This window comes from Pseudomonas sp. G166, assembly GCF_037027455.2.
Lineage (GTDB): Bacteria > Pseudomonadota > Gammaproteobacteria > Pseudomonadales > Pseudomonadaceae > Aquipseudomonas.
The window spans coordinates 286,682-308,610 of the sequence record NZ_CP146985.1 but is presented as its reverse complement, the minus strand read 5'-3'; the positions used below and the strand labels follow the sequence as shown (position 1 = coordinate 308,610).

Here is a 21,929-nt window from a genome sequence, read left to right as displayed (position 1 = left end):
TCAGCTGGAATAATGGCAGTTTTCACGTTTTAGGTCATTAGGTCATATCGCAAGAATCACCTTTCCTTTCGCCACGTCAGCGCAGCAAGCCATCAACCTAAGTGCTAATATTTTGGCAGTAGATGCTGAAAAATGAAGGAATATTGCCACATGGCTAAGAAGACAGCCGGACAACACGTCACCCAATGGCCGAGAGTGGCTGAAAATGCTGATCGCGCCAGGTGGCTCACTCGGGGGCGCCAGGCCGAAGGCCAGTGTGGCAGATGAACACGGGCACTTATGGATAGCCAAGTTCCCAAGCACTCGCGATGACTATGATGTTGGCGGCTGGGAAATAGTGGTGAATGCCCTGGCCAATCATTGTGGCTTACGAGTCGCCAGCGCTCTCGCTCGACGCTACGCGAGCGATCATCACTGCTTCATGGTCAAGCGCTTCGATCGCACAGAGAGAGGTGGCCGGTTGCACTTTGCCTCAGCAATGACCATGACCGACCGCGTGGACGGCGACGATGCGTCAACAGGTGCCAGTTATCTAGAGCTGGCAGAGGTCCTGATCAAACATGGCTCCGAAGCCAAGGCGGATTTGCGTGAGCTATGGTCTCGAATCGTGTTCAACATCCTGGTTTCCAACACCGACGATCATCTGCGCAACCACGGATTTATCCTGGATCCTGGCCGAGGATGGCGCCTGTCCGCTGCCTACGACATGAACCCGGTGCCACACGCCGATGGACTGAAACTCAACATTACCGACGCGGACAACGCCCTGGACTTGGAACTCGCGCTAGAAGTAGCCGAGTATTTCCGGGTCAGCCAAGCAGATGCACAGGACATCGTTGCGCAGTTCCAAGAGACCGTTAGCCAATGGTCCACCCTGGCAGAGGCATTGGGACTCTCAAGGCGCGAACAGGACAATATGGCGTCCGCGTTTCGTCTTTCATACAAATAACCACCCAATAAAAAACCGCCCACAAAAGGCGGTTTTTTATTCGCTAACCGAGCCTTACAGCTGCGGACCAGCGGCCTTGATTGCATCGCTCACGTCGAACTTCTTGAAGTTCTCGGTGAACAAGCCGGCCAAAGCCTTGGCCGCTTCGTCGTATGCCGCTTTGTCGGCCCAGGTGTTGCGTGGGTTCAACAAGCCAGTCTCGACACCTGGAACAGCCAATGGCACGTCCAGGTTGATGATGTCCAGGTGTTCGGTTTGCGCACCGATCAGCGCGCCGCTCTGGATCGCCGCGATCACCGCACGGGTGGTCGGGATGTTGAAGCGTTTGCCGACGCCATAGCCGCCACCGGTCCAGCCAGTGTTGACCAGGTAGACCTTGGAGCCGAAGCCACGGATACGCTTGATCAGCAGTTCCGCGTATTCACCGGCAGGGCGCGGGAAGAACGGGGCGCCGAAGCAAGTGGAGAATGTCGACTTGATGCCGCTGCCCGAACCCATTTCGGTCGAGCCCACCAGTGCGGTGTAGCCGGACAGGAAGTGGTAGGCGGCTTGCTCTTCGCTGAGAATCGACACTGGCGGCAGTACGCCGGTCAGGTCGCAGGTCAGGAAGATCACCGCATTGGGCTCGCCACCGAGGTTTTTCGGCGCGCGTTTTTCGATCAACTCACGCGGGTAAGCGGCGCGGCTGTTCTGGGTCAGGCTGTCGTCGGCGTAGTCGGCTTTCTTGGTGACCGGATCCAGGACGACGTTTTCCAGTACGGCGCCGTGCTGGATGGCTTTCCAGATCACCGGCTCGTTCTTCTCGGACAGGTCGATGCACTTGGCATAGCAACCGCCTTCGATGTTGAAGACCACGCCCACGCCCCAGCCGTGCTCGTCGTCGCCGATCAGGTAGCGGCTTTCATCGGCGGACAGGGTGGTCTTGCCAGTACCCGACAGGCCGAAGAACAGGGTCACGTCGCCCTCTTCGCCCATGTTGGCAGCGCAGTGCATCGGCAACACGTCAACGGCTGGCAGCAAGAAGTTCTGGACGGAGAACAGGGCTTTCTTCATTTCACCGGCGTAACGCATGCCGGCGATCAGCACTTTCTTGGCCGCAAAGTTGATGATCACGGTGCCGTCGGAGTTGGTGCCGTCGCGCTCAGGCTCGCAGACGAAATTCGGCGCGTTGAGGATCTGCCATTCATCCTTGCCGCCGGCGTTGTACTGCTCGGGGTTGATGAACAGGCAACGGCCGAACAGGTTGTGCCAGGCAGTCTCGGTGGTCATCTTGACCGGCAGGTAGTGCGCAGGATCGGACCCTACATGCACGTGGGAGACGAAACGCTCGCGCTCACCCAGGTAGGCTTCCACGCGGTTCCACAGGGCATCGAACTTGTCGGCCGGGAACTTGCGGTTGATCGGGCCCCAGGCGATGGCGTCCTGGGTGGTCGGCTCTTCTACGATGAAACGGTCAACCGGCGAGCGACCGGTACGATGACCGGTACGGACAACCAGCGCGCCAGTATCGGCAAGCTCGCCTTCACCGCGACTCAGGGCTTCTTTAACCAGATCATCGACACTCAGATCGATGTACACGGCGTTATTGGCTTGCGTCATGAGGTTCCCCGTCGGCCCGTGGCCGAGTGCTCCAAACGTTTTGTAGTAGGAAGTCGCGCACTACTACCCGAAAAAAGTGGGCCGGATTATGCCAGAAAAGCCCAAAAAAAGTAGGGCCCTCCCGTCAGTACGGCGTAAATCCGGCGTTTGCCAGGAGATTTACCTGCGCTGAACCGTTTTAGTGACGAGTATCTGACGGTGTGTCGACACCCGCACCGGCGAACAATTGAGCAATATCCGCCGCGTCAAACAGGTAGCGCTCATTGCAAAACTGGCAATCGACCTCGATGGCACCGCCATGCTCGATCACCAGTTGCTGCGCATCTTCCAGACCCAGACTGACAAGCGCATTGCCGGAACGTTCACGGGAGCAACTGCATTGGAAGCGCAACGGCTGGCCATCGAACAGGCGCACCGTCTCTTCGTGGTAGAGGCGATGCAGCACGGTTTCATTGTCCAGGCTCAACAGTTCATCGGCGCTCAAGGTGCCGGCCAGAGCGGTGATGTGCTGCCAGCTGGCGTCACGCTCTTCCGGGTCGCGAAGGCGGTCGGCAGGCAATTGTTGCAGCAGCAGACCGCGAGCGCGCCGCCCGTCGGCATAGAGCCAGAAGCGGGTGTTGGTCTGCTGGGACATGACGAAGTAGTTGGTGAAGCAATCGGCCAGGGTCGCTCCGTCGAGATCGACAATGCCCTGGTAGCGCTGGCCTTGGGTCGGATCGACCGTCAGGGCCAGCACGCCGTTGGGCATCATGTCGGCCAGCGTCGCGTCGGGCGCGATCTGCTGCGCATCATAGCGGGCCAGGCCACGGATCTCGCGCTCACTGGAGCACTCGATCATCAGCAACGGCACCGGGCCATCGGAGCGGGCCTGGAGGATCAGCAAGCCATCGAACTTCAAGGTGCCGACCAGCAGTGCCGCAGCCGCCATCAGCTCACCGAGCATTTGTGCGACCGGCTCCGGATAGGGATGTTTGGCAAGGACTTCGGCGTAACTACGCTCCAACGCCACCAGCTCGCCGCGGGCGTCGCTGTCATCAAAGATGAAACGCTGGGTGTAGTCGGTATCCGGTAAATCAGTCATAGGGTCTGGTATCTGAGGTGATGACAATTGTTGGCGGGCATTTTATGGCCATTCGGGGTGGGTTCCAAGCAAGGCTTGGGCTTGCCTGACGGGAAGATCCACACGATTCACCCCTGTGGACAGATACCCTCGCCACAATCGCCTGACTGACAGGCATCCAGGCCTGCGCGCCTATTCGCTATTACTGCCATGAAACCTGAACAGATCCCGGCGCTGCTTCTTGCTCGGCTTGCCATCGGTGCTGACACCCAGGGCGCCGGCCTTGCGTTGGGCCGCTGCGGTTTCGCGCTTGGCGATGCTGGCTGCGGTTTCGCGATACAGCGCCTGCGCTTCAGGCGCGCCGCGGCGCACGATCGAAAGGGCTTCGACAACCACGGTTTTTTCATCGAACCCGGTGCGAATGACAAATTCGTCGCCGATGCGCGGCTCCTTGCCCGGTTTGCAGCGTTCGCCCCGATGATGGACCTTGCCGCTTTCGATGGCGGCCTTGGCGAGGGCCCGCGTCTTATAGAATCGCGCTGCCCACAACCACTTATCGAGACGGACCTTGTCGTCCTCTTCCTGTTTTTGTGCCACTGCAATTCCTCTTTCTGCCAATAATCAGAACTGTACTACCGTTTTTGTCGGACACACGAATCCGGCACGACAGATAGAATGCCCGCCGAGCCGACTTCACCGGCCCGAGCCGTGTGGAAAGTTACGCGCGGAAACAGGTGAGTAGATAACTGTCGCCATTTTGTGATTATTCTGCGTGAATACCGCGATTCGCGGGTTCAACGATCCGATGTACTGATCGCAGGTTGTTTTTATTGAAGACTTTTGACCATTTGACCGTTGTCGGTCTGCGCGAGTGGGTGGCGCTCCCGGATCTGGGAGTCGCGGGCCTACGGGCAAAAATCGACACCGGTGCCAGCACCTCCAGCCTGCACGCCACCGACATCGAGCCGTTCGAGCGCGACGGTGAAAAATGGGTGCGTTTCACCGCGCACCTGGGCACGGTGGTGCAGTTGCGCCATCGTCGCTGCGAAGCCCCGCTGGTGGCACGTAAAACGATAAAAAGCTCCAACGGCCACGCCCAGGTCCGCTACGTGATCAGCACCACGCTGGCATTGGGTGATCGGATCTGGCGGGTCGAGTTCACGCTGGCCTGCCGCAAATCCATGCGCTATCGCCTCCTATTGGGTTCCAAAGCCTTGATCGACGGCCAGTTGGTGGTCAATCCGGGCATCAAATACGTTCAAGACAAGCCGGTGTTCCCGGTGTCCACTACCTCTGCCACAGGTGTTGCATGAAGATCGCTGTGCTGTCGCGTAACCCGCGTCTGTATTCCACTCGTCGCCTGGTTGAAGCCGGCACCGAACGTGGCCATGAAATGGTGGTGATCGATACCCTGCGCGCCTATATGAACATTGCCAGCCACAAGCCGCAGATCCACTATCGTGGCAAGCCACTGGAAGGGTTCGATGCAGTGATCCCGCGCATCGGCGCATCAGTGACGTTCTATGGCTGCGCGGTGTTGCGTCAGTTCGAAATGATGGGCGTTTTTCCCCTCAACGAATCCGTAGCCATTGCCCGATCCCGGGACAAACTGCGCTCGCTGCAATTGCTGTCGCGGCGCGGGATTGGCTTGCCGGTAACCGGTTTTGCCCACTCACCCGACGACATTCCCGACCTGATCGCAATGGTCAATGGCGCGCCACTGGTGATCAAGGTGCTGGAAGGCACTCAAGGCATCGGCGTCGTGCTGTGTGAAACCGCGACAGCGGCGGAGTCGGTGATCGAGGCCTTCATGGGCCTGAAACAGAACATCATGGTCCAGGAATACATCAAGGAAGCCGGCGGCGCGGACATTCGTTGCTTCGTAGTCGGCGACAAGGTGATCGCCTCGATGAAACGCCAGGCCAAGCCGGGTGAGTTTCGCTCCAACCTGCATCGCGGCGGCAGTGCCAGCCTGATCAAGATCACCCCAGAAGAACGCATGACCGCTCTGCGCGCCGCAAAAGTCATGGGCCTGGCCGTGGCCGGCGTGGACATCCTGCGCTCCAATCACGGGCCACTGGTGATGGAAGTCAACTCTTCGCCGGGCCTGGAAGGGATCGAGACCACTACCAGCAAGAATGTGGCGGGGATCATCATCGAGCACTTGGAAAAGAATGGCGGGCCGAACATGACTCGGACAAAAGGCAAGGGTTAACCCGACACAAAACCCTGTGGGAGCGAGCTTGCTCGCGATGGCGGTGGATCAGCAAAGTTGATCTTGACTGATACACCGCTATCGCGAGCAAGCTCGCTCCCACAGGTTATCTGCCTTACTCGAGAGAGATGGCTACACCGCATCCCGAGGCAGCATCAACCCCAACGGCAAGCGCACTCGCGCTTCCAGCCCACCGCCGACGCGGTTGCGCAGCTCGACGTTGCCGCCATGCATCGAGGCGATGCGCTTGACGATGGCCAGGCCCAGCCCCGTACCCTTCCCGCCCCGGGCACGGTCGCCTCGGGTGAAAGGGTTGAAAATGGCTTCCAACTCCGAAGGATCGATGCCGGCGCCACGGTCCATGACGCTCAACACCACATAGGGCGCGCTGGTGTCGCCGGAGACGTAGGCCGCCACCTCGACGCCCGTGCCAGCATGGTTCAGGGCATTGCCAATCAGGTTGTTCAGCAGACGCTTCATCGACACCCGGCGCAGCGGGAACGGTTGAATCGGCTCCAGGCGCAGGTGCACCTTTTCTTCGCCCTGGTTATAGGGCGCGACCACTTCGCGCACCAGTTCGCTGAGGTCCACCTCTTCCACCGACTCGTCACGACCGTCGCGAATGAACGCCAGGAACTGATCGAGAATCGCGTCCATATCTTCGATGTCGCGGACCATTTCATCGGTCAGGTCAGTGTGCTCGCCCATCAACTCCAGCGACAGCCGTAGCCGGGTCAGCGGAGTGCGCAGGTCGTGGGAGACACCAGCGAGCATCAGTTCGCGCTCGCGCCCGGCCTGTTCGACGTCTTCGGCCATCTGATTGAAGGCACGGTAGACCTCGGTCATCTCGCTCGGCGTGTCGCTGATGGGCAGCCGCACGCTACGGCCCTGGCCCAGTTGGCGGGCAGCGTAGACCAGGCGCTTGAGCGGTTGGTTGAGCTGGCTGACGAAGATCCACGCCGAAGCCGTCGACAGCAGGCCGATGGCCAGGAACCAGCCGAGCACGTTCCAGATTTTCTGGCCGCGCAACGGATGAGGGTACAGCGGCACTTTCAGCCAGCCATCCCCCAGGCTCGGGGCACGCACCCACAGCGCCGGCGGCGAGTGCATACGCAGTCGCACCTCGGTGTCGGCGCCGAGTTCGGCCTGCATCTGTCGTTGATAAATCTCGCTGTAAGGCCAGTGTTGCTCGCCCTCCGGCACACCGGCACCGACCACCCGGATCAAGGTCGCCGCTTCAGCGATTTTCGCTCGGTTGGTTTCGTCGGCAGCCCAATAGGCCCGCAGGGTCAAGGCAACGCCGTGGCTGTACTGCCGATCCACCAGCACGTCTTCGTTCATCAGCAGATAGACCAGGGTCAACGCCTTGGAGAAGAGCACGACGATCAGCACCAGCCAGAGGGTGCGAGAGAAGAAACTCTGGGGGAACCACACGGGGGTTTTCATGAATAACCGCTACACACTTGCAGGAGCGAGCGATGCTCGCACAATGACGGACCGCGAGTCGCCTGGAAGAACACACTCAACCAGCCAGGCTACCCGCTCCTACAAATCGCCGATCACTTGCTGGCGGCGCCATCCGGCACGAATACATAACCTACGCCCCAGACGGTCTGGATATACCGCGGTTTGGAAGGATCGGGCTCGATCATCCGGCGCAGACGGGAGATCTGCACGTCGATGGAGCGCTCCAATGCATCCCACTCACGCCCACGGGCCAGGTTCATCAGCTTGTCGCGGGTCAGCGGCTGGCGGGCGTTCATCACCAGGGCCTTGAGCACGGCGAACTCGCCGGTGGTGAGCATGTGGATCTCATTGCCGCGCTTGAGCTCGCGAGTGGCCAGGGACAGTTCATAGTCGCCGAAGGTCACGCTCTCGTCTTCGCTGCCCGGCGCACCTGGGACCGGAGCCGATTGACGACGCAGTACCGCCTTGACCCGCGCCATCAGCTCGTCGGGGTTGAACGGCTTGGCCAGGTAGTCGTCGGCACCCAGTTCCAGGCCCTTGATACGACTCAGTTCGTCACCTTTGGCGGTGAGCATGATGATTGGAATCTGGTTATTGGCGCCGCGCAGGCGACGGCAAGCCGTCAGGCCGTCTTCACCGGGCAACATCAGGTCCAGCACCACGAGGTTGAAAACCTCACGGGCCAGCAGGCGATCCATTTGCTCGGTGTTCGGTACGGTGCGGGCACGGTAGCCCTTGCTGACGAAAAAACGCTCCAGCAGGCTGCTCAGCCCGGGATCGTCGTCAACGATAAGAATTTTTTCGCCTTCAGCAGTTTGTGCAGTGCTGCTCATAGGAAGCTCCTTTGATCTTGGCGCGCATTATGGCCTAGCTGCCGTTATACGCACCGTGTGCATTGTTAGCAGATTTTTCCTCTACCTCCACGAATCCGGGTATCAAGCCTACAGACCACGACGCCCCCCCGAAGGACAGAACGCTGGTTATAATGCGCGGCCCTTTGTGCCAGGGAATGTCGGATCATTATCCCGGCGTATCGTTTTTTTCCCTTGGCCCGGCAGCACTTTTTGAATTTCGCGGGTCAACAGGCAGCCTTTTGACCCAGGCAGCGGCGCACGCCAGGCCGCTCAACCAGTCTCGCCGAGCCCCGTTTGCGCGGTGGCGAGCCTGATTTCACAATTTGTCAGGTGGTTTTATGGACAGCATCAACAGCCGCATCGCCGAGGAACTCGGCGTACGCCCACAACAGGTCGAAGCGGCCGTCGCGCTACTCGATGAAGGCTCCACGGTACCTTTTATCGCCCGTTACCGGAAAGAAGTCACCGGTAGCCTCGATGACACCCAATTGCGTCATCTGGAAGAGCGCCTGCGCTACCTGCGAGAACTCGACGAACGGCGCATCAGCATCCTGGCCAGCATTCAGGAGCAGGGCAAGTTGACCCCGCAACTTGAACGCGACATCAAGCTGGCCGACACCAAGACCCGCCTCGAAGACTTGTACCTGCCCTACAAGCAAAAGCGCCGCACCAAGGGCCAGATCGCCCTGGAAGCTGGCCTTGGCGAGCTGGCCGACGGCCTGTTCAACGACCCGACCCTGGCCCCGGAAACCGAAGCCGCACGCTTCGTCGACGCCGAAAAAGGTGTGGCGGACGTGAAAGCGGCGCTGGAAGGCGCCAAGTACATCCTCATGGAACGCTTCGCCGAAGACGCCAACCTGCTGGAAAAACTGCGCAACTACCTCAAGCAGGAAGCCACCCTCAGCGCCCGCGTGATCGCTGGCAAGGAGGAAGAAGGCGCCAAGTTCCGCGATTATTTCGAACACGACGAACCGCTCAAGAGCATGCCGTCCCACCGTGCACTGGCGATTTTCCGTGGCCGCAACGAAGGCATCCTCAGTTCCGCGCTGAAAGTCGGCGATGAACTGCCCGGCACCATGCACCCGTGCGAAGGCATGATCGGCCAGCAATTCGGCATCCAGAACCAGAACCGCGCCGCCGACAAATGGCTGGCCGAGGTGGTCCGCTGGACTTGGAAGGTCAAGCTCTACACCCACCTGGAAACCGACCTGCTGGGAGAGTTGCGCGACAACGCCGAGACCGAGGCGATCAACGTCTTCGCCCACAACCTGCATGACCTGTTGCTGGCCGCGCCGGCCGGCCCGCGTGCCACCCTCGGCCTGGACCCGGGCCTGCGCACCGGTTGCAAGGTCGCGGTGGTGGACTCCACCGGCAAGCTGCTGGACCACGCCACGGTCTACCCGCACGTGCCACACAACAAGTGGGACCAGACCCTCGCCGTACTCGCCGCCCTGTGCGCCAAGCATTCGGTGGACCTGATCGCCATCGGCAACGGCACCGCCAGCCGCGAGACCGACAAACTGGCCGCCGAGCTGATCAAGAAATACCCGGCCATGAAGATGACCAAAGTCATGGTCTCCGAAGCCGGCGCTTCGGTTTATTCGGCATCGGAACTGGCCTCCAAGGAATTCCCGGACCTGGACGTGTCGATCCGTGGGGCGGTGTCCATCGCCCGGCGCCTGCAGGACCCACTGGCGGAGCTGGTGAAGATCGACCCGAAATCCATCGGTGTCGGCCAGTACCAGCACGACGTTTCCCAGTTGAAACTGGCCCGTGGCCTGGACGCCGTGGTGGAGGATTGCGTGAACGCCGTGGGCGTGGACGTGAACACCGCCTCGGTGGCGCTGTTGGCGCGTATCTCCGGCCTCAACGCCACGCTGGCGCAGAACATCGTCACCCACCGTGACGAACACGGCGCGTTCAAGACCCGCGCCGCGTTGAAGAAAGTCCCGCGCCTGGGCGAGAAAACCTTCGAACAGGCCGCCGGTTTCCTACGCGTCATGAACGGCGACAATCCGCTCGACTCGTCGGCCGTCCACCCCGAAGCCTACCCGCTGGTGCAACGCATCGCCGCCCAGACCGACCGCGACATCCGTTCGCTGATCGGCGACGCCGCATTCCTCAAGCGTCTGGACCCGAAAAAATTCACCGACGAAACCTTCGGCCTGCCGACTGTGACCGACATCCTCCAGGAACTGGAGAAACCCGGCCGCGACCCGCGCCCCGAGTTCAAGACCGCCGAGTTCCAGGACGGCGTCGAAGACCTCAAGGACCTGCAACCGGGCATGATCCTCGAAGGCGTGGTGACCAACGTCACCAACTTCGGAGCCTTCGTCGACATCGGCGTGCACCAGGACGGTCTGGTGCACATCTCGGCCCTGTCGGAAAAATTCATCAAGGATCCGCGCGAAGCCGTGAAGGCCGGTGATGTGGTGAAAGTGAAAGTCATGGAAGTCGACATCCCACGCAAACGCGTCGGCCTGTCGATGCGCATGAGCGACACGCCGGGCGAGAAAGTCGACGGTGCCCGTGGGGCTCGTCCGGGCTCGACGCCGCGCCAGTCGCAGAACACCGCGCCGCGCAAGGAAACCACCAGCGCGGCCCCGACGAACAACGCCATGGCCTCGTTGTTCGCCAACGCCAAGCAGTTGAAGAAGCGCTGATGGACGCGCCGGCCGGGTTGGTGGAAAGTGCGTTTTTCAAGCTGCTCGGCTGCCGTTTGCAGAGCCTTGGGGACGGGGTGGCGCAAGTCGCCCTGGGCCTTGAGCCGCCGTTGCGCAATCGTGGCGGCAAGCTGCACGGCGGCGCGCTGTTCAGCCTGGTGGACATCGCCATGGGCCTGGCCTGCTCCAGTGTCCACGGCTTTGACCAGCAGAGCGCGACCATTGAATGCAAGATCAACTACATTCGCGCCGTTTCCGACGGCGAAGTGTTGTGCACCGCCCGGGTCATCCACCCGGGCCGGCGCACACTGGTGGTCGAGGCCGAGGTGATGCAAGGCGACAAACTGGTCGCAAAAGCGCAAGGCACGTTCGCTGTCCTATAGCTCCCCATCATCGATTTGGGGTAATTTCGACGCCACGAATGCGGTGTCGGGCTTTTCTGTGGGAGCGAGCTTGCTCGCGATAGCGGTGGTTCAGCAACGTTCATGCTGACTGACCTTGCGCCATCGCGGGCAAGCTCGCTCCCACAGGGGGTTGCGACGATTAGCCTTAAGCCACACAAAAACCAGGCGAAAACGCCAGTTTTAACTTCACCCTTGTAGACCGTCTTGCCCACCCCCATATTGGGGCGACTGACGCGTGAAGGAATTCAACTTGAGCGACCTTTTAAACCGCCGCCTGGCCCTGCTCGGCGAGCGCGCCAACCTCTCCCTGCTCGAACAGTGCCTGCACGGCATCGAGCGTGAATGCCTGCGTGTCACGGACCATGGGCGCCTGGCACAGACCCCGCATCCCCGGGCGCTGGGTTCGGCGTTGACCAACGAACAGATCACCACGGACTATTCCGAGTCGTTGCTGGAGTTCATCACCCCGGCCCTGGCCGACCCAGCCGATACCCTGCGTAGCCTCGACAAAATCCATCGGTTTGCCTACAGCAAGCTCGGTGACGAGTACCTGTGGAGTCCTTCGATGCCGTGCCCGCTGCCGGAAGAAGAAGACATCCCGATCGCCTACTACGGCACCTCGAATATCGGTCGGCTCAAGTACGTCTACCGTAAGGGCCTGGCCCTGCGCTACGGCAAGACCATGCAGTGCATCGCCGGGATCCACTACAACTTTTCCCTGCCGGAAAAGCTCTGGCCCTTGCTCCGGCAGGCCGAAGGCGTCGAGGTCAGCGACCGTGACTTCCAGTCGTCGGCCTACATCGCACTGATCCGCAATTTCCGCCGCTACAGCTGGTTGTTGATGTACCTGTTCGGCGCCTCGCCGGCCCTGGACGCCGGTTTCCTGCGCGGTCGCCCGCACCAGTTGGAACAACTGGATCCGGACACCTTGTACCTGCCCTACGCCACCAGCCTGCGCATGAGCGACCTGGGCTACCAGAGCAACGCCCAAGCCGGCCTGACACCGTGCTACAACGACCTGACGAGCTACACCGATAGCCTGCGCAAAGCGGTGGCAACGCCCTACGCGCCCTACGTTGAAGTCGGCACTCACCAGAACGGCGAGTGGGTGCAGCTCAATACCAACATCTTGCAGATCGAAAACGAGTACTACTCCAACATCCGGCCCAAACGTGTGACCTACACCGGCGAGCGGCCGATCCAGGCCTTGATGGCCCGGGGCATCCAGTACGTCGAAGTGCGTTGCCTGGACATCAACCCGTTTCTGCCGATGGGCATCGACCTCACCGAATCGCGGTTTCTCGATGCGTTCCTGCTGTATTGCGGCCTCAACGACAGCCCGCAGCTGGAAAACAATGAGTGCAGCAACGCCACGAGCAACTTCCTGACGGTGGTCAAGGAAGGTCGCAAGCCTGGCCTGCAATTGCAGCGGCAAGGCCAAGCGGTGGACATGCAGGCCTGGGCCATCGAATTGCTGGAAAAAATCGCGCCGCTGGCCTCGCTGCTCGACCAGAGTCACGGTGGCGACGCCCACCGCCAGGCATTGGACGCGCAACTGGCGAAGGTCCGTGATCCCTCCCTGACGCCCTCCGCCCAAGTGCTGGCGGCCATGGCCGAGCATCAGGAAAGCTTTGCCCAGTTCTCCCTGCGCCAAAGCAAAGCCCACGCCGAATACTTCCGCGCCGAGCCATTGCCAACCCAGGAGCAGACAGCCTTCGAAGACGCCGCCCGTGAATCCCTGGTTCAGCAAACTGAGCTGGAGCAGAACGAGGTGGGGGATTTCGATGTGTTCGTGGGTTCGTATCAGGCGAGCATTCTGGCGATCAGTAACTGACCAAACATTTCCATGGCTCCTGCGTGAAAGTGCAGCTTTTGTGGCGAGGGGATTTATCCCTCGCCACAAAAGCTGCAGGCAAGCCCTACTTCTGCCCGATGCATAGAATTTTTCGCAAATAAGCTCATTCGAAAAAGTTATTTATTTTTGAATTCTTAGATCATTTAGTCTCTTCGAACGCCGAATCTCCGGCGACCTGTCGAGGAGCTTTCCCATGACGTTGCGTTCCCCCCTTCGCCTTCTCGCGGTCGCCTCCCTGGCCGCAGCGAGCCTTTTTGCCCAGGCGGCCGACCTGACCGTCGCTTACCAGACCACCGTCGACCCGGCCAAAGTCGCCCAGGCCGATGGCGCCTACGAAAAAGCCACCCAAGCCAAGATCGACTGGCGCAAATTCGACAACGGCGCCGATGTCATCACCGCCATCGCCTCGGGCGACGTGCAGATCGGCTACCTCGGTTCCAGTCCGTTGACCGCGGCCATCACCCGCAAGGTCCCGGTGGAAACCTTCCTCATCGCCACCCAGATCGGCGCCGCCGAAGCCCTGGTAGCCCGCGACGGTTCCGGGATCAAGACCCCTCAAGACCTGATCGGCAAAAAGATCGCCGTACCCTTCGTGTCCACCGGGCACTACAGCCTGCTCGCCGCGCTGAAGCACTGGAACATCGACCCGTCGAAAGTCACCGTACTCAACCTCGCGCCACCGGCCATCATTGCGGCCTGGAAGCGCGGCGACATCGACGCCACCTACGTCTGGGACCCGGCCCTGGGCGTGGCCAAGGAAAACGGCAAGGTACTGATCAGCTCCGCAGAACTGGCCCAGTTCGGCGCACCGACCTTCGACGCCTGGATCGTGCGCAAGGACTTCGCTCAGAAGCATCCGGAAATTGTCACAGCCTTCGCCAAAGTCACCCTGGATGCCTATGCCCGGTATCGCAAGGACCCACAAGCCTGGCTGGCCGATGCGTCCAATATCGACAAACTGGTGAAACTCTCCGGCGCCAAGGCCAGCGACATCCCGCTGTTGCTGCAAGGCAACGTGTTTCCCCTGGCAGCCGATCAGGTCGTGAGCCTCGGTGCTCCGACCACCAAAGCCATCACCGACACCGCAGCCTTCCTCAAAGAGCAGGGTAAGGTCGAAGCCGTGCTGCCGGACTACGCGCCTTTTGTCAGCGCCAAATACATCACCCAGTGATCGAACAATAGAAGGAGTCACGGCGATGGCTTTGCTACAGCTGGAGCGCATCAGCGCACAGTACCCCGGCGCAGCGGAACCTGTGCTGGCGGATATTTCCCTGACCCTGGGGCCCCGGCAATTGCTGGTTGCCCTCGGCCCGTCCGGCAGCGGCAAGACATCGTTGTTGAACCTGATTGCCGGATTCGTCGAGCCCAGCGCCGGGCAGATCACCCTCGACGGTGTACCCGTCAAGGGCCCGGGTGCCGAACGCGGCGTAGTGTTCCAGGACGATGCGTTGCTGCCCTGGCAGGACGTGCTGGCAAACGTCGGCTTCGGCCTGGAACTGGCCGGGGTCGCCAAGGAAAAGCGTGAGGCCCGAGCCCGGGAAATGCTCGCCCTGGTGGACCTGGCCGGTTTCGACCAACGCCGCGTCTGGCAGCTCTCCGGTGGCCAGAAGCAGCGTGTGGGCCTGGCCCGGGCGTTGGCAGCCGAGCCGCGCGTGCTGCTGATGGACGAGCCTTTCGGCGCACTGGACGCCTTCACCCGCGAGCAGATGCAGGAACTGCTGCTGCAAGTCTGGCAGCGCACCGACAAACCGGTGTTTCTCATTACCCATGACATCGAAGAAGCCGTGTTCCTGGCCACCGACCTGATTCTGCTGGCGCCCAACCCAGGGCAGATCGTCGAGCGCCTGAGCCTGGACTTCGGCCAGCGCTACGCGGCCGGGGAATCGGCGCGGTCGATCAAGTCCGACCCACGTTTTATCGAAACCCGCGAGCATGTACTCGCCAAGGTGTTCGCCCAACGCAGCGCCACTCGGCCACAGGAGCGCGCATGAGCAGCTACGAAGTTCCAGCCGTGGTCAGTGAAGCGGCAACCAAGCGCACGGCCATCGACCCGAGGTCCAACCTGAGTACGCGCTGGATCAGCGGCTTGACCCTGATCGCGCTGCTGGCGATCTGGTGGGCCGTCACCGCCAGTGGCCTGATCGAACCGCTGTTCCTGCCCTCGCCCTCTGCCGTACTGCAAAAGGGCTGGCTGCTGGCGACCAGCGGCTACATGGACTCCACCCTCTGGCAGCATTTGGCAGCCAGCCTTCAGCGAATCGGCGTGGGCCTGCTGTTCGCCGTGCTGACCGCGGTGCCGGTGGGTATCGCCATCGGCGCCAACCGTGTCGCTCGCGGCGTGCTCGATCCATTGATCGAGTTCTACCGGCCAATTCCACCGTTGGCATACCTGCCGTTGATCGTCATCTGGTGCGGCATCGGTGAGTTGTCGAAAGTGCTACTGATTTACCTGGCGATCTTCGCGCCGATTGCCATCGCCACCGCCACGGGTGTGCGCACCGTCGACCCGGCCAAGTTGCGGGCCGCGCAATCGTTGGGCGCCACGCGAGCCCAGTTGATTCGCCACGTGATCGTGCCCAGTGCGTTACCGGACATCCTCACCGGCATTCGCATTGGCCTGGGCGTCGGTTGGTCGACGCTGGTGGCCGCCGAGCTGATTGCCGCCACCAGTGGCCTGGGGTTCATGGTTCAGTCAGCAGCGCAGTTCCTGGTCACAGACGTGGTGGTGCTGGGGATTCTGGTGATCGCACTGATCGCCTTCGCCATGGAGATGGGTTTGCGCGCCCTGCAACGCAAATGGGTGCCGTGGCACGGCCAGGCCCATTGATAGCGAATGACCACGCCGACCATTCGGCGCCCCACTGCGAGAACACGACAATGAACCGCCCGACCATTACCCCTTTGAGCATCGCCCTTGGTGCGCAGATCAGCGGGATCGACATCAGCCAGCCCCTGAGCCAGGAACATCGCGATATCATCGAGCAGGCCCTGCTTGAGCATCAGGTGCTGTTCTTTCGCGACCAGCCAATCGAGCCGACGCAGCAAGCGCGCTTCGCCGGGTATTTTGGCGACCTGCACATTCACCCGATCTACCCCAACGTGCCGGAGCAGCCCGAGGTGCTGGTGCTCGACACCGCCGTCACCGATGTTCGCGACAACGCGGTGTGGCACACCGACGTGACCTTTTTACCGACCCCCGCCCTGGGCGCGGTGCTCAGCGCCAAGCTGCTGCCGGCGTTCGGTGGCGATACCTTGTGGGCCAGTGGCATTGCAGCTTACGAGGCCTTGTCGGCACCGTTGAAGCGCTTGCTGGAAGGTCTGACCGCAACCCACGATTTCACCCGCTCGTTTCCCTTGGAACGCTTTGGCAACACCGCCGAGGACCTGGCGCGCTGGGAACAAGCGCGGCGGAAAAACCCACCGTTGTCCCATCCAGTGATCCGCACCCATCCGGTGAGCGGACGTCGCTCGCTGTTCGTCAACGAAGGCTTCACCACACGCATAAACGAACTGTCGGAAAGCGAAAGCGAGGCGATCCTGAAGCTGCTGTTCGCCCACGCCACCCGCCCGGAGTTCACCCTGCGCTGGCGCTGGCAAGTCAACGACGTGGCGTTCTGGGACAACCGCGTCACCCAGCATTTCGCCGTGGACGACTATCGCCCGGCCCGGCGCGTGATGCACCGGGCGACGGTGTTGGGGGATGTGCCATTTTTCAGGTGAACGGCAAAAAGAGTCTGAGAGCCTGGGTCACCTTTGTGGCGAGGGGATTTATCCCCTCGCCACAAGGTTTTGTGTTCGCCGTGCTTGCAGAGGTGTTATTCCGCCGACGAAGGCTTTTCCCAGAGATTGATGCCACCCTCCTGGGCAAAGCGGTCGATCTGCGCCAGTTCTTCAGCGCTGAAGCTCAGGTTCTGCAACGCTCCGACGTTCTCGATAATCTGCTCCGGCCGGCTGGCGCCAATCAGCGCGCTAGTCACGCGTGGATCGCGCAGGGTCCAGGCCAGGGCCATCTGCGCCAGGCTCTGGCCGCGCCGCTGAGCGATTTCATTGAGGGCGCGCACATGGGCGATGTTCTCCTGCGACAGGTGCGAAGCCTGCAATGAGCCGCCCCCCGGGCGGTTGACCCGTGCATCGGCCGGAATGCCCTTGAGGTACTTGTCGGTCAGCAGGCCCTGGGCCAACGGGGTGAAGGCAATCACACCAGTACCCAGTTCATCGGTGGCGTCCAGCAGGTCTTTTTCCACCCAGCGGTTGAGCAGGTTGTAGGCCGGCTGGTGGATCAGCAGCGGGACTTTCCACTCTTTGAGCAGCGCGGCCATTTCCCGGGTCTTCACACCGGAATACGAAGAGATGCCGATGTACAACGCCTTGCCCTGCTGCACGGCGGTGGCCAGTGCGCTGGCGGTTTCTTCCAGTGGGGTATCGGGGTCGAAGCGATGGGAATAGAAGATATCCACATAGTCCAAGCCCAGGCGTTGCAGGCTCTGGTCAAGGCTGGCCAACACGTATTTGCGCGAGCCACCGCCCTGGCCGTATGGGCCCGGCCACATGTCCCAACCGGCCTTGCTGGAGATGATCAACTCATCGCGGTACTGCTTGAAATCTTCGCGCAGCAAACGGCCAAAATTGATCTCGGCGCTGCCGTAGGGCGGGCCGTAATTGTTCGCCAGGTCGAAGTGGTTGATACCCAGGTCAAACGCCGTACGCAGCAGGGCGCGCTGGGTGTCGATCGGCGTGCTGTCACCAAAGTTGTGCCACAACCCCAGCGACAGCGCCGGCAGCACCAACCCGCTGCGACCGACGCGGCGGTAAGGAATGGACTCGTAGCGGTTTTCGGCAGCGGTGTAGGTCATCGAAAGGCTCTCTGTTCGGACGCTGGTGGCAGAAGCTAACATTTCACAGACGCCTCGGTCAGGCGGAAAGTTCGCATATCAGGTGTGGGAGCGGGCTTGCAGTGCCCGGAAATCGGAGACCGCGTCAACGCGCCTGCGCAAACACCTCCGCCAACCAATCCACAAACACCCGCACCCGCGGCGACATGAGTCGATTGTGTGGATAAAGCACCGACACCGGCATGGATGGCGGCGGGGTGTCGGTGAGGACTTCCTGGATCAAACCCTGCCGGATCTGCTCATGCATTCGGTAATACGGGCATTGGATCAGGCCCAGGCCGGCGATGGCCGAGGCGGCGTAGATTTCCGCGCCAGACACTGACAACGTGCCCCCGATCGGTACCTCCTTGAGTTCGCCATCGACCATGAACTGAAACGGATACAGTTTGGCGGTGGACCGCGAGACGTAATTCACCGCCTTGTGATGTTTCAAGTCATCGAGGCTTTTCGGTTCGCCGTACTGGCGCAAGTAACCGGGGCTGGCACAGGTGATCTGCCGAAGATTGGCGACACGCCGGCCGATCAATGACGAATCCGTCAGCGTACCGGAGCGCAGTACACAATCGACGCCTTCGGCAATCAGGTCGACGAAACGGTCCGCCTCGCTGATGAACAGTTCTATTTCGGGGTAGCGGGCCATGAACTGCGGCAGCGCCGGAATCACGAAATACCTGGCCTGGGTTCCGTGCAGGTCCACCCTTAGCTTGCCTTTGGGCGCCACACCGCGAAACGCCAGTTCGGCTTCTTCAAGCTCTGCCAGCAGTTGCACGCAACGTGGGTAATAGGCCTCGCCGTCGAGGGTCGGACGCACCTTGCGGGTGCTACGCTCCAGCAAGCGCACACCGAGCCAGGCTTCGAACTGATTGAGGGTGTAGGTCAGCGTCGCCCGGGGCAGGTTCAGGTCTTCGGCAGCCAGCGTGAAGCTGCTGCGCTCGTAGATGCGCACGAAGACCTTCATTGCTTTGACTTGATCCATCGGAGTCCAGCGCCCTTATTGTTGGCAATTATTGAACAGTCAAGGCAACTGTCGGGGATTTATCGCCAGGAGTAAACATGTGAACCTGGCTTCACCCACTTTAAAAGGACACCGCCATGACGACTCAAACAGCCAAAGTAGCCATCGTAACCGGCGCCTCTCGCGGCATCGGCGCCGAAATCGCCAAGCATTTGGCCAGCGAAGGTTTTGCCGTCGCGATCAACTACGCCAACAGCGCCACCGAAGCCTCGAAACTGGTAGTGCAATTGCGCCAGGCAGGTCACCAAGCCATAGCGATCAAGGCAGACGTATCCTCTGCCGCCGATGTCCGTCGTCTGTTCGATGAAACCGAAGCGCAACTGGGCAAGGTCGATGTGTTGATCAACAACGCTGGCATTCTCCAGGTGATGCCCCTGGCGCAGCACAGTGACGAGCTGTTCGACCAGACGTTCGCCATCAACACCCGTGGCACGTTCAACACCCTGCGCGAAGCCGCGACCCGCCTGAACGAGGGTGGCCGGATCGTGAATTTTTCCAGCAGCACCGTGGGCCTGAACCTGCCCGGCTACTCGGTTTACATCGCCAGCAAGGCTGCGGTGGAATCCCTGACCCAGGTGTTCGCCAAGGAACTGCGCGGCCGCCAGATCACCGTCAATGCCGTGGCTCCCGGCCCGGTCGCGACCGAATTGTTCATGCACGGAAAGAGTGAAGAACAGGTCCAGAACTACGCCAAGATGCCGCCATTGGAACGCCTTGGTCAGCCGCAGGACATCGCCAACATTGTTTCTTTCCTGGTGAGCCCTGCCGCCGGCTGGGTGAACGGGCAGATCCTGCGGGCCAACGGCGGGCTGGTCTGAAGTTTTTTTCCGCGCCGCCAGCCATACCGCCATCGTCGGATCGCCGCCCGGAGCAAGCTCGCTCCCACAGGGTTAAGTGATGCCCTTGTGGGAGCGAGCTTGCTCGCGATGAAGCCGGCGCAGATGAAAATCGGTGTGCTGGGTTTGGGCCTCGATCAGCGCACCAGATGCAGGAACTGCATGTGTCGCTCGTACTGGTCGAGGATGTCGTTGATCACCTGCTCCTTGGTATAGCCCACCAGGTCGTAATCCTGGCTGCCTTCGCTCAAGTGCACTTCGGCACGGTAATAACGACGGTTGTTGAGCTCCTTGGAGCCCATGCCGCCCCGGGCGAAGGATGGCGTGAAGTAGCCGCGCATCTGCACCTGATAGATGAACGGATGCTGCTCTCCGTGGCCGATTTCCAGACTGACGCTGTCGTTGGCCGGGTCTGGCTGGGTCACCACCGTCAGGCCCTTCTCGACGAACACCGCCTTCACTTCTTCAATGGCCGGACGAACCGTGGTGTCGAGGAACCGGTACACCTCGTCGCGGGATGGGAAATGCACCGCCTGGCTCAAGCGCTGGCGCCAACCGCCCGTGCCCCGGCGGGAACCCGACACCGGCGCCAGGGAATGCAATTGCGCGATCTGTTTCTGGGATTCCAGGTAGAACGCTTTGTGCAGGCCCCACATCATCAGCAACAGAATCAGCGAGAACGGCAACGAGGTCAGCACCACCGCCGACTTCAAGGCATCGATGCTGCCGGAGAACAGCAACGCGCTGGTCACCAGCGCCGTCATCGCGCCCCAGAACACCCGCAGCCATTTCGGCCCGTCTTCATCGGGATTGCCGCCCTTGGCCGACAGTGTCGAAAGCACCACAGTGCCGGAGTCGGCGGACGTGACAAAGAACACAAAGCTGATGAACACCGTGACCGCGATGACAGTCTTGCTCCACGGGTAGGTTTCCAGCAGCAGGTAAAGGCTCATCGACGGGTTTTCCAGGGCCGACATGCCCAGGGCACTCATGCCGTGGTTCAGCACCTGGTCGATGGCACTGTTACCGAAAATCGACATCCACGCCAGGGTGAAGCCCAGAGGAATCAGCAACACGCCAAACACGAACTCACGGATGGTGCGACCACGGGAAATCCGCGCGATGAACAGCCCCACGAATGGCGACCAGGCGATCCACCAGGCCCAGTAGAACACCGTCCAACCGCCGAGCCAGTCGCTGGGTTCGTTATAGGCGTACAGGTCGAAACTCTTCATCGGCAGGGCGCCGAGATAATCGCCGATGTTCTGGATCAAGGTGTTGAGCAAATGCTGGGTGGGTCCGGCGAACAACACGAACAGCAGCAACGCACAGGCCAGCAGCATGTTGATGTCGGACATGACCCGTACGCCTTTGTCGACACCGGCCACCGCGACGATGATCGCCGCGCCCATCATCAGCACGATCAGGCCGACTTGAATCCATTGGGTGTGGGCGACACCGAACAGGTAATCGAGGCCCGAGTTAAGGTGCAACACCCCAAAGCCCATGTCCGCGCCGAGGCCGAACACCGTGGCGATGATGCCGAAACCGTCCACCGCATAGCCGATGGGGCCATTGATGCGCTTGCCGATCAGCGGGTACAACGCCGAACGCAGGGCCAGCGGCAAATTGTGCCGATAGGCAAAGTACGCCAGGGCCATGCCGACGAAAGCGAACACGCCCCAACCATGCAGGCCCCAGTGCAAAAACAGAATCTGCATGGCCTGACGCGCCGCGTCAGCGGTACCGGCCTCGCCCTGGGGCGGCTGCACCAAGTGCGTCAGCGGCTCGGAGACGCAGAAGAAAAACAGCGTGATGCTGATGCCGGCGGCGAACAACATGCCAGCCCAGGACAGGTAACTGAATTCGGGTTCGTCGTGGTCGGCACCGAGCTTGATCTTGCCGTAGCCGGACAAGGCGGTGACCACCACGAAGACCAGATACAGGGTCATCGCCAGCATGTAATACCAGCCAACCGTATTGGCCGCCCAGTTCTGCGCCGCCAGTAGCCAGGCACCGGCCTGCTCCGGCACGGCAATGACCACCAGGCCGAACAACAGGATGAAAGTCGCCGCGAAATAAAACACTGGCGGATTCATGCGGACCAGGCCGCTGGATGG

The 21,929-nt window shown here is 61.1% G+C and carries 18 protein-coding genes and 1 pseudogene; 11 read left to right on the top strand and 8 right to left on the bottom strand.

What is annotated here, in order from left to right:
* Positions 1–166 precede the first annotated feature (166 nt).
* Positions 167–949 (top strand): annotated as a pseudogene (locus SGN16_RS01335) (HipA domain-containing protein); the annotation flags it as partial.
* A gap of 54 nt (positions 950–1,003) precedes the next feature.
* Here the strand turns inward: SGN16_RS01335 and SGN16_RS01330 are convergent.
* The 3 genes from SGN16_RS01330 to SGN16_RS01320 form a co-directional block, all read right to left on the bottom strand.
* A complete protein-coding gene (locus SGN16_RS01330) occupies positions 1,004–2,548 on the bottom strand; it encodes a phosphoenolpyruvate carboxykinase (RefSeq protein ID WP_210642358.1) in 1,545 nt (514 codons plus the stop codon).
* Positions 2,549–2,726: 178 nt separating this feature from the next.
* Positions 2,727–3,629 carry an Hsp33 family molecular chaperone HslO gene (hslO, locus tag SGN16_RS01325; RefSeq protein WP_210642357.1) on the bottom strand — a complete coding sequence of 301 codons (903 nt, stop codon included), beginning with the start codon at positions 3,627–3,629 and terminating at the stop codon, positions 2,727–2,729.
* Between the two features lie 171 nt (positions 3,630–3,800).
* Positions 3,801–4,205, bottom strand: a complete 405-nt coding sequence (locus tag SGN16_RS01320) for a S4 domain-containing protein (RefSeq protein WP_210642356.1) — start codon at positions 4,203–4,205, stop codon at positions 3,801–3,803.
* Between the two features lie 251 nt (positions 4,206–4,456).
* On the opposite strand from SGN16_RS01320, the gene SGN16_RS01315 reads away from it, so the two are divergent.
* Both SGN16_RS01315 and rimK read left to right on the top strand, forming a co-directional pair.
* Positions 4,457–4,921, top strand: a complete 465-nt coding sequence (locus SGN16_RS01315) for an ATP-dependent zinc protease (protein WP_171061301.1) — start codon at positions 4,457–4,459, stop codon at positions 4,919–4,921.
* Positions 4,918–5,823 carry a 30S ribosomal protein S6--L-glutamate ligase gene (rimK, locus tag SGN16_RS01310; protein ID WP_003196697.1) on the top strand — a complete coding sequence of 302 codons (906 nt, stop codon included), beginning with the start codon at positions 4,918–4,920 and terminating at the stop codon, positions 5,821–5,823. Before SGN16_RS01315 ends, rimK begins: the two co-directional genes overlap by 4 nt.
* A gap of 132 nt (positions 5,824–5,955) precedes the next feature.
* Here rimK and SGN16_RS01305 read toward each other — a convergent pair whose 3' ends face one another.
* The gene (locus SGN16_RS01305) at positions 5,956–7,269 is read right to left on the bottom strand and encodes an ATP-binding protein (protein WP_210642355.1); all 1,314 of its coding nucleotides are present in this window, start codon (positions 7,267–7,269) and stop codon (positions 5,956–5,958) included.
* Between the two features lie 113 nt (positions 7,270–7,382).
* Positions 7,383–8,123, bottom strand: a complete 741-nt coding sequence (gene ompR / locus SGN16_RS01300; RefSeq protein WP_003186825.1) for a two-component system response regulator OmpR — start codon at positions 8,121–8,123, stop codon at positions 7,383–7,385.
* 359 nt (positions 8,124–8,482) lie between these two features.
* Between ompR and SGN16_RS01295 the strand changes: the two genes are divergently transcribed.
* From SGN16_RS01295 to tauD, 7 genes are all read left to right on the top strand, one after another.
* Positions 8,483–10,807 carry a Tex family protein gene (locus tag SGN16_RS01295; protein WP_210642354.1) on the top strand — a complete coding sequence of 775 codons (2,325 nt, stop codon included), beginning with the start codon at positions 8,483–8,485 and terminating at the stop codon, positions 10,805–10,807.
* Positions 10,807–11,190, top strand: coding sequence for a PaaI family thioesterase (locus SGN16_RS01290; protein ID WP_210642353.1), 384 nt, complete (start codon positions 10,807–10,809; stop codon positions 11,188–11,190). Before SGN16_RS01295 ends, SGN16_RS01290 begins: the two co-directional genes overlap by 1 nt.
* A gap of 271 nt (positions 11,191–11,461) precedes the next feature.
* Positions 11,462–13,045 carry a glutamate--cysteine ligase gene (gene gshA, locus SGN16_RS01285; RefSeq protein ID WP_210642352.1) on the top strand — a complete coding sequence of 528 codons (1,584 nt, stop codon included), beginning with the start codon at positions 11,462–11,464 and terminating at the stop codon, positions 13,043–13,045.
* A gap of 214 nt (positions 13,046–13,259) precedes the next feature.
* Complete coding sequence (gene tauA / locus SGN16_RS01280; protein ID WP_210642351.1) at positions 13,260–14,237, top strand: taurine ABC transporter substrate-binding protein; 978 nt, start codon at positions 13,260–13,262, stop codon at positions 14,235–14,237.
* Between the two features lie 25 nt (positions 14,238–14,262).
* Positions 14,263–15,057 (top strand): taurine ABC transporter ATP-binding subunit, encoded by a 795-nt coding sequence (tauB, locus tag SGN16_RS01275; protein WP_335943705.1) that lies wholly within the window; start codon positions 14,263–14,265, stop codon positions 15,055–15,057.
* Positions 15,054–15,893, top strand: coding sequence for a taurine ABC transporter permease TauC (gene tauC, locus SGN16_RS01270; RefSeq protein WP_210642349.1), 840 nt, complete (start codon positions 15,054–15,056; stop codon positions 15,891–15,893). The genes tauB and tauC overlap by 4 nt, the downstream gene beginning before the upstream one ends.
* A 50-nt stretch (positions 15,894–15,943) precedes the next feature.
* Entirely contained in the window at positions 15,944–16,786 is an 843-nt protein-coding gene (tauD, locus tag SGN16_RS01265) for a taurine dioxygenase (RefSeq protein WP_210642348.1), read from the top strand.
* A 95-nt stretch (positions 16,787–16,881) separates the two neighbouring features.
* On the opposite strand, the gene mgrA is transcribed toward tauD, so the two are convergent.
* Positions 16,882–17,919, bottom strand: coding sequence for an L-glyceraldehyde 3-phosphate reductase (mgrA, locus tag SGN16_RS01260; RefSeq protein WP_335943704.1), 1,038 nt, complete (start codon positions 17,917–17,919; stop codon positions 16,882–16,884).
* A 124-nt stretch (positions 17,920–18,043) separates the two neighbouring features.
* On the bottom strand, positions 18,044–18,934 hold the full coding sequence (locus SGN16_RS01255) for a LysR family transcriptional regulator (RefSeq protein ID WP_335943703.1): 891 nt from the start codon (positions 18,932–18,934) through the stop codon (positions 18,044–18,046).
* 116 nt (positions 18,935–19,050) lie between these two features.
* On the opposite strand from SGN16_RS01255, the gene SGN16_RS01250 reads away from it, so the two are divergent.
* A complete protein-coding gene (locus SGN16_RS01250) occupies positions 19,051–19,791 on the top strand; it encodes an SDR family oxidoreductase (protein WP_335943702.1) in 741 nt (246 codons plus the stop codon).
* Positions 19,792–19,946: 155 nt separating this feature from the next.
* On the opposite strand, the gene betT is transcribed toward SGN16_RS01250, so the two are convergent.
* On the bottom strand, positions 19,947–21,908 hold the full coding sequence (gene betT / locus SGN16_RS01245) for a choline transporter BetT (RefSeq protein ID WP_335943927.1): 1,962 nt from the start codon (positions 21,906–21,908) through the stop codon (positions 19,947–19,949).
* Positions 21,909–21,929 lie beyond the last annotated feature (21 nt).

Excerpts from the sequence above, each read along its gene's own strand:
- tauB (WP_335943705.1), top strand. The coding sequence starts at position 14,263 with ATGGCTTTGCTACAGCTGGAGCGCATCAGCGCACAGTACCCCGGCGCA.
- SGN16_RS01255 (WP_335943703.1), bottom strand. The coding sequence starts at position 18,934 with ATGGATCAAGTCAAAGCAATGAAGGTCTTCGTGCGCATCTACGAGCGC.
- betT (WP_335943927.1), bottom strand. The coding sequence starts at position 21,908 with ATGAATCCGCCAGTGTTTTATTTCGCGGCGACTTTCATCCTGTTGTTC.
- SGN16_RS01330 (WP_210642358.1), bottom strand. The coding sequence starts at position 2,548 with ATGACGCAAGCCAATAACGCCGTGTACATCGATCTGAGTGTCGATGAT.
- tauD (WP_210642348.1), top strand. The coding sequence starts at position 15,944 with ATGAACCGCCCGACCATTACCCCTTTGAGCATCGCCCTTGGTGCGCAG.
- mgrA (WP_335943704.1), bottom strand. The coding sequence starts at position 17,919 with ATGACCTACACCGCTGCCGAAAACCGCTACGAGTCCATTCCTTACCGC.
- SGN16_RS01305 (WP_210642355.1), bottom strand. The coding sequence starts at position 7,269 with ATGAAAACCCCCGTGTGGTTCCCCCAGAGTTTCTTCTCTCGCACCCTC.
- SGN16_RS01290 (WP_210642353.1), top strand. The coding sequence starts at position 10,807 with ATGGACGCGCCGGCCGGGTTGGTGGAAAGTGCGTTTTTCAAGCTGCTC.
- tauA (WP_210642351.1), top strand. The coding sequence starts at position 13,260 with ATGACGTTGCGTTCCCCCCTTCGCCTTCTCGCGGTCGCCTCCCTGGCC.
- rimK (WP_003196697.1), top strand. The coding sequence starts at position 4,918 with ATGAAGATCGCTGTGCTGTCGCGTAACCCGCGTCTGTATTCCACTCGT.
- SGN16_RS01295 (WP_210642354.1), top strand. The coding sequence starts at position 8,483 with ATGGACAGCATCAACAGCCGCATCGCCGAGGAACTCGGCGTACGCCCA.
- SGN16_RS01250 (WP_335943702.1), top strand. The coding sequence starts at position 19,051 with ATGACGACTCAAACAGCCAAAGTAGCCATCGTAACCGGCGCCTCTCGC.
- ompR (WP_003186825.1), bottom strand. The coding sequence starts at position 8,123 with ATGAGCAGCACTGCACAAACTGCTGAAGGCGAAAAAATTCTTATCGTT.
- hslO (WP_210642357.1), bottom strand. The coding sequence starts at position 3,629 with ATGACTGATTTACCGGATACCGACTACACCCAGCGTTTCATCTTTGAT.
- tauC (WP_210642349.1), top strand. The coding sequence starts at position 15,054 with ATGAGCAGCTACGAAGTTCCAGCCGTGGTCAGTGAAGCGGCAACCAAG.